This is a genomic window from Roseofilum sp. Guam (assembly GCF_017746735.1).
GTDB lineage: Bacteria > Cyanobacteriota > Cyanobacteriia > Cyanobacteriales > Desertifilaceae > Roseofilum > Roseofilum reptotaenium.
Genome location: NZ_JAGHZN010000002.1, coordinates 23,345 through 35,938 on the forward strand (window position 1 = coordinate 23,345; position 12,594 = coordinate 35,938).

A 12,594-nucleotide genomic window follows, 5' to 3' on the forward strand; every position below is an offset into this window, starting at 1 on the left:
GGAGTGGTAAATCTCAGCGCTATATTACTGCTCTAAAGCGCTGCTACGGCTTCCCGAATGCGTTCTAGGGCACGCTGGAGTTGCTCTAAAGAGGTGGCATAGGAGAGACGTAAATAGCCCTCCCCATAGTTTCCAAAGGCGGTTCCAGGTAAGAGGGCGACTCCGGCTTGATTGAGGAGATAATCGGCTAACGCTTGAGAGTTTAAGGGCAGTTCTTTTATGTTCGGAAATGCATAAAATGCGCCTGGTGGAGTGAGACAGTGAATACCGGAAATTTGATTGAGTCCAGCAACGAGCAATTCACGGCGATGCTGGAAAGATTTCGCCATTTCTTGTACTGACTCTTGCGAACCTTGCAACGCGGCAATACCGGCTTTTTGGATAAAGGTACAAGTACAAGAATTGGAGTTGAGCATGAGTAATTCTAAGGCACTGATTAAATGTTGGGGCATCACGCCATACCCTAAACGCCATCCCGTCATGGAATAGGTTTTAGAAAAGCCATCGACTAAGAGGGTTCGATCTTCCATTCCAGGTAGACTGAGCAAACTATAGTGAGGATGGTCATATAACAGGCGAGAATAGATTTCGTCAGCTAGGATATAAAAATTATGTTTAATGGCTAAATAGGCGATCGCCTCTAAATCAGCTAAAGGTAAAAATCCTCCCGTGGGGTTATGGGGGGAATTGAGGATCAATAGCTTGGTTTTGTCTGAAATCAGCCCTTCTAAATCTTCGATGCGAAAGCTAAATTCCCGCTCTTCCACTAAGGGTAAGGGAATGGGACGACCTTGGGCAAACTGAATCACGGAGCGATAGGTGGGAAAACCGGGATCGGGATAGATGACTTCATCCCCAGGATTAACCACTGCTAGAATACCGAAAAAGAGTAGGGGTTTGGCTCCAGGAGTGACGATAATGCGATCGCCCCCTACCTGAATTTTCCGGGTTTCGCTAACCTGAGCGGCGATCGCCTCTCGCAGTTCTGGCAACCCTAACGTTAAACTATAACCGGTATAGCCCTGGGCGATCGCCTCGGTTGCTGCTTGGCAAATATGAGAAGGTGTAGGAAAGTCAGGTTGACCAATTTCTAAATGAATAATATCGCGTCCTTGCGCTTCTAAGGCTTTCGCTTTACCCAAAACCTCAAACGCAGATTCTGATAACAATCCCCCGATGCGCTCTGCTGGATTCATGAACCGATCTCCTCTAAAAATGGTAATGGGTGGGGAATAGGCAATAGGCAATAGGCAATAGGCAATAGGCAATAGGCAATTTCCCCGCGTCCCCGTGTCTCCGCGTCCCCCATCCCAGATCATATCCTGATCTCGATCCAAAACTCCGTATCAAGGAGTAGCGCATGGAGATGAATGGGAGTGGATGCTATGCGGATGTCAACCGTTGCCCTTGTTACATTAGCGGCCTTGATCGCGCCGGAATTTCGGTCTTCGTCTGATCTAAAGCAATCTCCACTTCAACCGATAGGAGATACTGGCAAAACCGAAAAACCGGATTTAGACCCTAAGTTTATTGATTCGATTGTGCAACAGGTGATGCCGGTTGCCCTGGCTTCTATTAGCCCTCCAGAAGTTGTTCTTCCGGTAGCAGAATCTACCGATGAACCCTTCGATCACACGTCCCTGTCTCAGGAAGATATTCAGCACCTGAAAACCATGATTGCTCAGGTGGTTGATACCTCTATTGCTCAGGAAAATTTAGCTTTAGTTAGAGGGGACGATCGCCTGCCAAAAATTGAAGGAACGATTACCGTCTTAAATTTATTGATGGTATTGATCGTTAGTATGCCAGTTATGGCGATGGCTTTATTTTGGTTCATTCGAGGTTGGGTAGTTCAAGATTTAGTCAAACTGATCCATTCCCAATTAGAAGGATTTAGCGATTTAGATCGAGATTTAAAGGATTATCATTTAAAAGCCGATGATTGGATGGGCGAGTTATACCGTCATCTGAATTTATATAAACAACATATTCGCGATGAGTTAACCACGGTTCATGAACAGTCCCAACAGTCTCAGATTTCCCTAGAGGAACTCGAGAAAATCAAGCGCCAAATGATGCGTCAGTTTCAGGAGATGTTGACGGAAACGAAAGCGGAAAAAGAGAGTTTATTCCAGGAAATGTCCCAAACACGCCCTTCCCAAATGGTGGAGGCTCTGCCGGTGAATTTGTCGTCTGAAGTGCCTGATTTTTCACCTCCTCAGTTAAATCGGAGTCTGGTTCCGGATTCAGCTCATCCGCAGTCTGTGGTGAATCCGGACGAGTTGACGATGGAAGATTATGTCAGGCAAGCGAAGCAATTCACCCAAGTTCATCGTTATGAGGATGCGATCGCCGCTTATCATAAAGCTTTGGAATGGCTGCCAGATTCCTATGAAACCTGGTTGGCGATTGGTAGATTATATGTGAAACAACACCATTATTATCGCGCTCTAGAAGCCTATCAAAAAGCGATTGATATTGATGAGACTCGGGATGAAGGCTGGTATAATTTAGGCAATACGCTCAGTAAATTAGAGAACTATCTCCGCGCTCTCACTGCCTACGATCGCGCCCTATCGATTTATCCGGGCCGCTATGAAGCCTGGTATAATCAAGGGAGTGCTTTCGCTAAGTTAGGACGTTATGCGGAGGCGATCGACTCCTACGATCGCGCCTTGATTCTTAATCCCCAAAGTTGGGAAGCTTGGTATCATCGGGGCAATTTATTGGGATGGATAGGAGAGTATGAAAAAGCGATCCTTTCCTATGATAAATCAGTCAATCTCCATTCTCAGAATAGCGAGCCTTGGTATAAACAGGGTTTAGCCTTAGCGAAATTGAATCGCCATCAGGAAGCCCTAGCCTGTTATGATATTGCTTTGTCTTTAGGTAAACACGGAGAAGGGTTATGGCGCAACCGTGGGGCTACCTTGGAAAGCTTAAATCGATATGAGGAGGCGATCGCGTCCTACGAACAAGCCTTAGCTGTTGAACCAGAAATGTTAGATTTATGGTTCAGAATTGCCTATCTTTTAGATCACCTCAATCGTCCAGAAAAAGCCCTAGAAACCTACAATCATATTTTATCCATTCAACCCAATCATCCAGAAGCCTTAAAACTCAAGGGCAATATTTTGGTTGAGTTTCACTACTATCAAGAAGCCATTGATTCGTTTACTGAAGCTCTGGAAGCGCAAAAAACAGGCACTTGTGCGGTGCAAGTGGCTAGTTGATGATGCGATCTCTCAATTCTCCAAACCGATGATTGGGCGATCAGAAAGCCTAATCATACTTCCCGACGTTTGTACGGACTATAGCAGTGAAAGAGTTGATTAGGACAGTGAGGTTATAGTTTGAGGCAATAGGCAATAGAAAATCTCCTAACTCTCCCTTTCTCTGCTATATGATATGACTTTTCACTCTGCCCCTGGGCTAGGCGATCCATCTATTGCAGAAATTATCTCTATGTTTAAGCCAGTTTTTGCACACCCACAAGACTCTCAACACCATAATCTCAGAGTCTCTGAGGGAGACAATCTAGAAAACTCCATCAAGAATTTGATGGGTTAGTGGCTCCCTTGCGTGTAAAAACGCCTCTCTTGAGATAAGACATCAGATATAGAGAACGGGTGGAATTTAGTGAAAAACGCGAAGTCTAGTTTTCAAGACTAGATGGAGAAGCCCGCGCTGTACCTTTCAGGTAGAGCATCGGGAGTATGTCACAAAGCGAGTTTCTGTCAGAAAACCACTTTCTAGCGTTTATCCATTACCAGCGCGTAGCGCTCTACTTCAAGAACCATTGACTGGGACGATAGGGATAAGCCCAGTAATAGTCATAGGATTTGGCAGTAAATTCCTGGAAATTACCTAAATCATTGCGATGGTAAACAGGTTCGGCAGGATTCCCTACCGTGCCGATAAAGAGTAAATCCGATTGCAGTAAATCGACGATTTGCTTACCCAGTTGATTGGATTCCGGTGTCCCCAACGTATACTTCTGATACTCCGTGGAAGCTTGATCCAACTCGGTCACCCATTCGGGAGGTTCCAAGCCTTCAGCGCCATCGGTTTCAATATATTTAGCCCAGAGATGACCGTTGGTGAGGCTAAAATAGTCACCAAAGGGAGGGAAGAAGGGTTCCCGCGAACCCGCTACAAATGCTGAGGTATAGGCTTTGGTCCAGGTCATGACATCCAAATCGTTTGACGCTTGACTGGCGCGATATTCATCGGAGGTGACTTCCTTGAGCTGCATATTAATGCCCACATCATCAAGATATTGGGCAAACAGTTCATGCAGTTTGACTGCACCACCTTGGGTAGAAAATTGTAAATTAATCACTAAGGGCTGACCGTTAGGGCGATCGCGTTTTCCATCCCCATTGGCATCCACTAACCCTATCTCATCAAGCAATTCATTGGCTTTATCTGGGTCATACTCAATTAAATAGGTCTTTTGCTCCTCCGTGATAAAATCTACCGTATTCGGGTCAATGCCTGTATATTGGGCGGGAGTAGCTAACCCAAAATACACCAACTCGTTCATCTCCTCACGATTCATGGCATGACTGACAGCTTGACGGAAGCGAAGATCGTCAAAAATCTCTCGCAAGCCTTCATCCTTGTGGTTGACATTAAAGGAGTAGACCACCATAGATTCCCCTACAGTGGGAACGGGATTGACACTATAATTCCCTTTACTTTCATTTTGTTGCAATACGGGCAAATCTTCAGCAAATACAGCTTGAGATTTATACACCACTTCCCCATTGGAGAGTTTTAAGTTCTGGACTTCCTTCTCTGGCACATACACCTCATCAATCCTGCTGATATAGGGGAGTTGTTGTCCTGTGGTATCAACTTGATGGAAATAGGGATTCGCCACCAAACGCCGACCTTCTGCGGTATCGGCAATGACAATATGGGATTCTAAAGTCGGCATTACTGCTCGCTCTAAGCTATTGGCTTTAGCTGTATCTTTGAGCAAAGGAGAGGGGACATCTTTCCAGTCACTGCTGCCATAGTAGAAGTTAAACGCTTCATCCCAGCTTTCAAAGCCATCATCTTTGGCGTTCTTTTCAGCATTGGAGTCAATATCGGGGTGGTATTTGCCTAAGAAATGTTTGGGTAGAAACGGTTGAGCGTAGTCGGTGGCAAATAAGGAGGTTAAACCGGGTTTGGCTTGGGAGAGGGTAAAGGTTACTGTGGTGGGATTAACCGCTTCTACTGCCATGGGTTGGCCGTTGACGAGGAAGCGATCGGGGATACCATTCGAGTATAGGGTTTTATTCGCTAGGACGTTGTTATACCAAAAGACAATATCTTCAGCCGTGAAGGGTTCGCCATCTGACCACTTGTGTCCTTCTCGTAGATAAACCGTGAGAACGGTGTAATCATCGTTCCATTCAAAGTCGCGAGCGATATTGGGAACTAAGGTTTTTAGGTCGTCGGAATAGCGGAAGAGGTTCACATGGCGAGTAGAGAGCAGGTCTGAAGTTCCAGATTCTGTGGCTTTGGAGAGTCCAGCTAGGATGCCCCCATATTGACCAATTTCTTCATAGGGAACGACAACTAATGGCTCGTTCGGGATTCTTTCATCTATGGAGGGGAGGTCAGCGTTGCCTTGAATTTCCCCATTGAGATCCTCAATTTCTGGGTTAGCGACGAAAGCCATCTCACACCCCGTTTCGGCTTCATAGTTCTGTAAGTCGTATTGCTGGGGATATTTTCCTTCACCAATGCCTTGGGTATCAGCGAGGGTAATGGCAGGACAACTGCCTTCAGCTCTGGTGGCGGTAGTCCCAGCAGTCGTTGTGGTTTCCACGTTAGAAGCACAGGCAGCAAGTCCGGCGATCGCCAATACTAAAGCAGAATGAGTAACTTTTGTGACTCTAGAACTCAAGGGTGGATTGAATCGATAATGCATGAGGTTCTCCTGAAAGTAGGAATAATCAAATGGGTTTAAGAAGCGGTGAGGGATAACGCTTGTGCAGATTTGAGCATCGCTGGTGCGGGCGAGATGTCCAATAGAGTGCAGATTAAAGGGGCGATCGCCAATTGGGATATCGGCTCAGTTGCCTCCCCCTTCGAGTCAGTCCCGATCGTAAATAGGGGAACCTCCCGCACATCCGGTAGAGTTCCTCCATGGTGACCGTCAGGATTCATACCATGATCGGCAGTAATGAGAAGGGTATAACCGGCTTCCCGCCAAAGGGGAATATAGTGGGACAGTAGACTATCGGCTAGCAAGGCATAACCGCGATACTCTTTACTATCCGAGCCATAGCCATGTCCCGCATGGTCAATTCCCATAGAATGGACAAGGAAAAAGTCAGGATTATAAGCTTGCCTGAGCATTTCGGCATCAGCAAACAGATGGGAGTCAGGGTAAGAGTCTTCCCAATAAAAGCGCCCATGTTGGATGGGGTTATGGGTATTATGCTGGTCGCGATCGCGCTGGGGAACAAACGGAGCATGATTGTAGAGTTCGCTAAACCACGAATAGGCGGCTGCTGCGGTAGTTAAGCCAGCTTCCGTTGCCAAATGAAACACACTTTGCTGATGGGACAGACGCACCACATCATTGGCTCCAATACCATTGACGGAAACCGGTGTACCGGTCAATAGCACTTCATAGAGGGGCCGGGATAAACTCGGCAGTTCAGCTCGGACTTGATACAGACTGGCTTGGAGGGTTTCCACTAAATGGCCCAAGTAACCCATTGAGGAAACAGCCACATCAAAACGCAAGCCATCTAATAGCACTACAATGACCTGTTTACTCATAATTCACCCATCCTGAATGCTTAGATAGTCATACCAGAGAAAGACTAAGCCCAGGTTATGGGTTAGGAGGTAATGGGTTATGAATCAATTAACTTGAGTTCAGGTTGAGGGATGGGGAAGATGGGGGATCGAGAGATCGCCTATTCCCTATTCCCTGTCTCTACTCACCAGCGCCCAGAACTTGTAGCGCTTGCCAGCAGCGAGTGGAGCAGGATTTTTGAGACACAGAAGCCATATCGACCCATTGAATGCCTTTGGGGCCAATTTCGGCTTCATCGCTATGGAGATGAGTGGGTTTACTCGGAAGTGAGCATTGGTAGATAATGTTAATCGTATGGAGGACGCGATCACCTCCTTCGGGAAAGAAACTTTCGGCTATTGTCAATAGATCATCGATTTCAAAGTTCTCTATTCCTGTCTCTTCTTTAACTTCTCGTCGTAGAGCTTCCCGAATCGGTTCGTGGGGTTCAATGCCTCCCCCTGGTAAGTCCCAACAGTCAGGTTCTGGGAACGTCATCTGATGAATCAGTAACACTTCGGTTTCGATGACAAATAAGGCGACAACCGCTACTCGTAAGCGAGTTTGAGGTTTAGTGGTTTCTATCTGCTGATTTTCCATGATATTAACTTTTCATGCACCTCTGATGTCAAGGGTATCATCATTGAGTCAATTAAAGATCAGCTCTATCAATCGTGTATTTCTAATTTCCGCCATGAATCCTATACTTAAAACACTCATAAACTGTTTATCTACCCAAGGTCATACTCAGTATGATGGGGAAGTAGTTAGCCAACTCGAACATGCTTTGCAATGTGCTACTTTAGCGGAAACTGCGCGTCAATCTAGAGAGATAATTCTCGCTTGTTTATTTCACGATCTCGGTCATCTATACCCGGAGCGGAGTACACTCGAAGGCGATCGCCATGAATATTGTGCTTTGCCGGTTTTGCGATCGCTCTTTCCTCCCGCTATCACAGAACCCATCCGTCTCCATGTTGAAGCAAAACGCTATCTTTGTGCAGTCGATCCCAAATATTTGAGTCAACTTTCCCCGGCTTCCCAACAGAGCTTAATTATCCAAGGAGGTGTGTTCTCTCCATAAGACGCTCAAGCATTTGTCGCACAACCTTATGCTCTCGATAGTATTAAACTTCGTTGCTGGGACGAACAAGCCAAAGTTGAGGGTTTATCGACTCCAGATCTTGACTATTTTGTTCGGAAGTATTTATAGCACTTACAGCGGTTTGCGATGTAATGAGATACAGTAAGAAAAATCCCTCTAAATCCCCCGATCTTCGGGGGACTTTTACTGCCCTCCTTAGAAAAGGGGGGTTGGGGGGATAGAAATCTACCACATAAGAGCGAAAACTGCTGTAATATCCAGCAGAGCGGGCAGGAAAATAAACTCACTTCTTCTGAACTTTTAATAGTTTCTGGTGTTATAGTCAATTCAAATAACAGTGAGACATTTTTGTAGGGGCAAAAATTTTTTCGCCCCTACATATACCGTCATTGTAGACACTCTAAGAGTGTCTCAGTGTTAATTGAATCAACTCATGATAGCCGAGGACAAACCAAAGGGACTCTCGTTCACCAGTAAGGAGGGTTGGCTTCAGCCACGCGCCAGGGGCTTTACCGCGTTCACCCCCAGATGAACGGTTGCACCTTGTTCCACAGTCTGCTTAATCGTTGCCAGTAAACTTTCGATCTTTATGAATTGGGTTTAGGCCGGTTGCCGGGTAGCCGCGATCGTGATATCACGGATGTTTACATTCTGCGGTTGGGAATACATAAACACTGCTGTGCGAGCAATGTCGTCGGCAACCAATGCGCCGCCCATTGCCTTTTTCCACTCCTCATAACCATCAATGATTTCCTGCGAAGTGGTGTGACTCAGCAGTTCGGTTTCTACTGCGCCAGGGTGAATTGCCATCACGCGTACATCGCTGTTAGAAACCTCTTCACGAACATTCTCGGTAATTGCGGAGACAGCAAACTTGGTTCCAACATAAGCCGCATGGTTGGGAAAGGACTTTTTGCCTGCAATAGAACTCATGTTTATGATGGTGCCAGTGCTTCGCTCCTTCATCGAGCTAAGAACCGCCTGCATTCCGTTTAACAAGCCGAGAACGTTCACATCAAACATTCTGTGCCATTCCGCTGGGTCTTGTGTATCAATCTGCCCTAGAAGCATCACACCAGCATTGTTGACTAAGCAATCTACCGGGCCATATTCAGCTTCAGCCTCTTTAATGGCAACATGGAAAGCTTCAGCATCGGTGACATCGAGTTTGCGGCACATTGTGTTGGGTAGGCCAAGCGCTTCGAGTTTTTCAATTCGGCGAGCGAGAAGTAACAGCGGGTGACCAAGTTCGGCGAAACGTCGAGCAATAGCCTCACCAATACCGGAGCTTGCACCGGTAATAACCACTAAGGATTTCTGATTTGTCTCCATATTTTCCCCTCTCTAGTGTCATGTAAATGCAGTGTACTTTTGAACTACTAGCAAGCTCAAGGCCTATTTCTGCTTAGACATTGCCTATTTCTGCTTTCTGCCCATTGTTTGAGCGCAATTCTTGACAGCGATTGCTATAGTCAAGTGATAAGGCTATTTGAGGAGGAGCGAATTATTTATCTACAACAAATCATGGATGTTTATCAGTTTTCCAAAGTGGAAGGCTTTATCGAGACTCATATCAGAGGTGTCAGTTTCTTCTGGGCAACAAAAGCTATAGCGTGTTCGCCGCTCGTCTACAATGCTGGGCGAGTGATTATTGAGCAGGGTAATAAGGTTGGATACCTCGGCGATCGCGTGTTTCACTACGATAGTGACCATTACCTTGTCCTTAGTGTGCCACTCACCTTCGAGTGCAAAACAAATGCCAGCTTGGACAACCCGTTACTGGGCCTTTTTATTGAACTCGATCTTGCCGAACTTCACAAGATGGTGATGCAACTCTCAAAACATAATGCACTCGATAGCTTTGAGCTGACATCACCATTATGTGGTGTTGAGCCGGTTGCCCTTGATTCCCAGATGCGTAAGGCAACAACTCGGCTCATGCAAGCCCTCTGCTCAGAACAGGATAGTGAAATTCTCGGTTTGTCATTAGTTAGGGAGTTAGTAAGGTGGCGCGATCGACTATGATACAGTTACCCTCAATGTTATTCATGAGAAGTTCCCATATACAAAATTTGATCGCGTCTCGATTTTACTGGCTACTCAGAAATTACACCACAAGCCAGGCGAGGACCGCCGCCACCGAGAGGAGCTGGCTCGTCAGAAAAGTTATCTCCGTGCATATGCACCATTAGAGAACGACCATTTAAGAAGCTGACTTCTAACCGGGGAGCTAAAACAGGAGTTGTTGCTGTACCATTATTGGCCACAAATAACGGAGGTAAATCTCCCAGGTGACCATCATCCGCATAGGGGCCTTTATGGACTCCGGTATTGAATGGGTCGAAGTGCCCGCCGGCAGCTAATCCAGGTACGGTCTTGCCATCTTTCATTCCAGGGCCGCAGTCTGGATTGGTATGAATATGAAATCCATGGGAACCTGGAGTCAAATTGGTCAGATTCGGGGTAAGAAGCAAACCATATTCCGTATCTTCCAAAAGCACCGTACCAACAGCCGCGCCAATACCATTGGCATCAGTGAGATTCATTTCAACGGTAATGGCATGACCGTCAGCATAAGCTGGTGCGAGAACAGTTGCTGTCATTAGGGCTGTCAGAGAAGCAATATAAACTGATTTTTTTTTCATGGGTATCTTGGAAGTCAAAAAATAAATAACGTATGACTGGGGACAATATATTAATTGACACACGAGACAGTGTGCCAGTAATGGTTAATGCAAAGTGTATCCCAGAAAACGAAAACCATAAGGCCATATAGCGATTCTCTTTTCTATGAAGTACAGCTTGAAGCCTTAGACCCTAAGCAATACACGCTTTTGCCTATTGCAAAGCAAGCCTATTGCCTACCGCGAAGTGCTATATATTTCCGAGATCGCCTCTTCTGCTAGACCAAACGATAGGGTCATTCCCGCACCACTGAGGGCGTTAACAATGGTCACACCCGGTTCTGGATATAAAATCAATTCAGTCGATCCGGGTAACTTGGCATAAACACCGTGCCATGTTTGGGCAATGTCTAGGGAAGGGGGTTGGACAAAGCCTTTTAAGTAGTTGAGAATGTAGTTGTTCAGATCGGCGTGATCGAAGGGGTGAGGACACCAACCATATTCGTGAGTGTCGCCAATAATTAATTCTCCTAATCCATTTTGCGACATCATGACGTGAATTCCCCATTCTGGAAAATAGGGAGTTTCTTTAGCAATGCGTTCTTTGAGAGCAGGAAGGGAGGGACAGTCTGCAAACGCACTGTAATGGGTTAGGGTTAATCCTCCGCAAAGTGCTGCACCGAGTCGCCAGTTGTTGGGTTGGGGAGCAGTTCGCATCATTTGCAGTTTAACTTTGGTGATGCCACTCTTGGCGTAGTGTTGGGGATAGAGGGTTTCAAAGTCTGCACCGGAACAGACAAAAATGCGATCGCCTCGCCATTGCTCTCCCCCGGCAATTGCCACCCGATCTGCGATCGAGGTTACGACTGTGCCAAACTTGAACGTTACCCCATAGGCTTTACTGAGATAATTTGGTAATTTGGCGATCGCTTCTCTGGGGTCTACAATCACTTCTGTGGAACTCCACAGCGCTCCTAATAACCCTTCCTTAACTACGGCTGGACTCTTCTCTAAGACTTGATTAGGGGTCAGTAAAGCTACAGAATGGGTAGAGGCTCTAATGCTGACAAATTCCTCTAAAACCGCCATTTCATCTTCACGATAGGCCAGATGTAGCGATCCGGCTTCTTCTGCGTGAAATCCAGCCTGAGCCGACAGTTCCAGCCAAATCTGTCGAGAGTTGAGGGCGCGATCGCCTAATTGTCCTAAGGGTTGTCCCACAGGCCAGACCATGCCAAAATTGCGAATTGAGGCACCAATTGCCTGGGGATTCCGTTCAAAAACAATAACCTTGAGTCCTCGTTTGGCACAGGCTAAAGCATGAGCTAAACCAACAATACCTGCACCAATAATTAATACATCAGCCTGATTTTGTGAAGTCATGAGTTACTACGTTAATAAATCAGAGGAACAGATAAGAAAACACCAAATTCTTGGGCTAAATTACAACTGACACGACCATGAACTTTACCTTGTTCATCGTGGAATTTTGCCCGGTCTGCCAGGGGAAATACAGCCTCATGCCACACATTAGGATGAATATATAATCCCTGGTGACCTTCGACATAGAACGCGATAAAGTCTTCCGGTTTCACATCGTCTCCGGGTAAAGCGAGGGGAACGACAAAGGGCGTATTTTCTAAGGGAAAAAACAGTTGTCCACCATCGGGGTGATAATTGGCGTGCCAGAGTAAGACCTGAGAGTGTCCTGATTCTGGTGTGGTTTGAGATTGGGCATTTCCTGGGTTTGTAGACCAGCCGAAGAGATAGCGATCGCCAACCGCTTGATTATGACCATAAAGGATCTCTCCTTCCCACCAAAATTCAAAGATCCCTTGGGTAGTTCCCCCTTGGTTGCCGGTTTCTGGATCGAGTTTTCGCCATCCTTGGGTGGGCCAGGTCACAATTTCAATAGAATAGCTCTCATAATCATCCACCAATTGACCATATCCAGCCAGAGATTCTGGTGTGGCTTTGACCAAGGGAACGTCCACCCAGGGGAGTTCTGGGGGAACATCAGGAGCCAGGTAGTTAATGGGATGGCCTAAAGTTTGCATATC

At 46.3% G+C, this 12,594-nt stretch carries 11 protein-coding genes; 3 read left to right on the forward strand and 8 right to left on the reverse strand.

The window, feature by feature from the left end:
• Positions 1-32: 32 nt before the first annotated feature.
• The gene (locus J7529_RS00685; RefSeq protein ID WP_318727396.1) at positions 33-1,337 is read right to left on the reverse strand and encodes a pyridoxal phosphate-dependent aminotransferase; all 1,305 of its coding nucleotides are present in this window, start codon (positions 1,335-1,337) and stop codon (positions 33-35) included.
• A 33-nt stretch (positions 1,338-1,370) separates the two neighbouring features.
• On the opposite strand from J7529_RS00685, the gene J7529_RS00690 reads away from it, so the two are divergent.
• Positions 1,371-3,233, forward strand: coding sequence for a tetratricopeptide repeat protein (locus J7529_RS00690; protein ID WP_318727397.1), 1,863 nt, complete (start codon positions 1,371-1,373; stop codon positions 3,231-3,233).
• 551 nt (positions 3,234-3,784) lie between these two features.
• Here J7529_RS00690 and J7529_RS00695 read toward each other — a convergent pair.
• The 3 genes from J7529_RS00695 to J7529_RS00705 form a co-directional block, all read right to left on the reverse strand.
• Positions 3,785-5,926 carry an ABC transporter substrate-binding protein gene (locus J7529_RS00695; RefSeq protein ID WP_318727398.1) on the reverse strand — a complete coding sequence of 714 codons (2,142 nt, stop codon included), beginning with the start codon at positions 5,924-5,926 and terminating at the stop codon, positions 3,785-3,787.
• A 35-nt stretch (positions 5,927-5,961) separates the two neighbouring features.
• Positions 5,962-6,789, reverse strand: a complete 828-nt coding sequence (locus J7529_RS00700) for an alkaline phosphatase family protein (protein ID WP_413038787.1) — start codon at positions 6,787-6,789, stop codon at positions 5,962-5,964.
• A gap of 157 nt (positions 6,790-6,946) precedes the next feature.
• Positions 6,947-7,405 carry an NUDIX domain-containing protein gene (locus tag J7529_RS00705; protein ID WP_318727400.1) on the reverse strand — a complete coding sequence of 153 codons (459 nt, stop codon included), beginning with the start codon at positions 7,403-7,405 and terminating at the stop codon, positions 6,947-6,949.
• Between the two features lie 94 nt (positions 7,406-7,499).
• On the opposite strand from J7529_RS00705, the gene J7529_RS00710 reads away from it, so the two are divergent.
• Positions 7,500-7,889, forward strand: a complete 390-nt coding sequence (locus tag J7529_RS00710; protein ID WP_318727401.1) for an HD domain-containing protein — start codon at positions 7,500-7,502, stop codon at positions 7,887-7,889.
• Positions 7,890-8,510: 621 nt separating this feature from the next.
• Here J7529_RS00710 and J7529_RS00715 read toward each other — a convergent pair.
• Positions 8,511-9,242, reverse strand: a complete 732-nt coding sequence (locus J7529_RS00715; protein ID WP_318727402.1) for an SDR family oxidoreductase — start codon at positions 9,240-9,242, stop codon at positions 8,511-8,513.
• 144 nt (positions 9,243-9,386) lie between these two features.
• Between J7529_RS00715 and J7529_RS00720 the strand changes: the two genes are divergently transcribed.
• Entirely contained in the window at positions 9,387-9,935 is a 549-nt protein-coding gene (locus J7529_RS00720) for an AraC family transcriptional regulator (RefSeq protein ID WP_318727403.1), read from the forward strand.
• 71 nt (positions 9,936-10,006) lie between these two features.
• Here the strand turns inward: J7529_RS00720 and sodC are convergent, their stop codons facing one another.
• The 3 genes from sodC to J7529_RS00735 form a co-directional block, all read right to left on the reverse strand.
• A complete protein-coding gene (sodC, locus tag J7529_RS00725) occupies positions 10,007-10,513 on the reverse strand; it encodes a superoxide dismutase [Cu-Zn] SodC (RefSeq protein ID WP_278003061.1) in 507 nt (168 codons plus the stop codon).
• Between the two features lie 258 nt (positions 10,514-10,771).
• Complete coding sequence (locus J7529_RS00730; RefSeq protein WP_318727404.1) at positions 10,772-11,917, reverse strand: TIGR03364 family FAD-dependent oxidoreductase; 1,146 nt, start codon at positions 11,915-11,917, stop codon at positions 10,772-10,774.
• Positions 11,918-11,928: 11 nt separating this feature from the next.
• A complete protein-coding gene (locus tag J7529_RS00735) occupies positions 11,929-12,591 on the reverse strand; it encodes an ureidoglycolate lyase (RefSeq protein ID WP_318727405.1) in 663 nt (220 codons plus the stop codon).
• Positions 12,592-12,594 lie beyond the last annotated feature (3 nt).

What these genes read in the sequence shown, in the direction of transcription:
- J7529_RS00690 (WP_318727397.1), top strand. Translation starts at nt 1,371, where the DNA reads ATGGGAGTGGATGCTATGCGGATGTCAACCGTTGCCCTTGTTACATTA.
- J7529_RS00695 (WP_318727398.1), bottom strand. Translation starts at nt 5,926, where the DNA reads ATGCATTATCGATTCAATCCACCCTTGAGTTCTAGAGTCACAAAAGTT.
- J7529_RS00705 (WP_318727400.1), bottom strand. Translation starts at nt 7,405, where the DNA reads ATGGAAAATCAGCAGATAGAAACCACTAAACCTCAAACTCGCTTACGA.
- J7529_RS00710 (WP_318727401.1), top strand. Translation starts at nt 7,500, where the DNA reads ATGAATCCTATACTTAAAACACTCATAAACTGTTTATCTACCCAAGGT.
- J7529_RS00715 (WP_318727402.1), bottom strand. Translation starts at nt 9,242, where the DNA reads ATGGAGACAAATCAGAAATCCTTAGTGGTTATTACCGGTGCAAGCTCC.
- sodC (WP_278003061.1), bottom strand. Translation starts at nt 10,513, where the DNA reads ATGACAGCAACTGTTCTCGCACCAGCTTATGCTGACGGTCATGCCATT.
- J7529_RS00730 (WP_318727404.1), bottom strand. Translation starts at nt 11,917, where the DNA reads ATGACTTCACAAAATCAGGCTGATGTATTAATTATTGGTGCAGGTATT.
- J7529_RS00735 (WP_318727405.1), bottom strand. Translation starts at nt 12,591, where the DNA reads ATGCAAACTTTAGGCCATCCCATTAACTACCTGGCTCCTGATGTTCCC.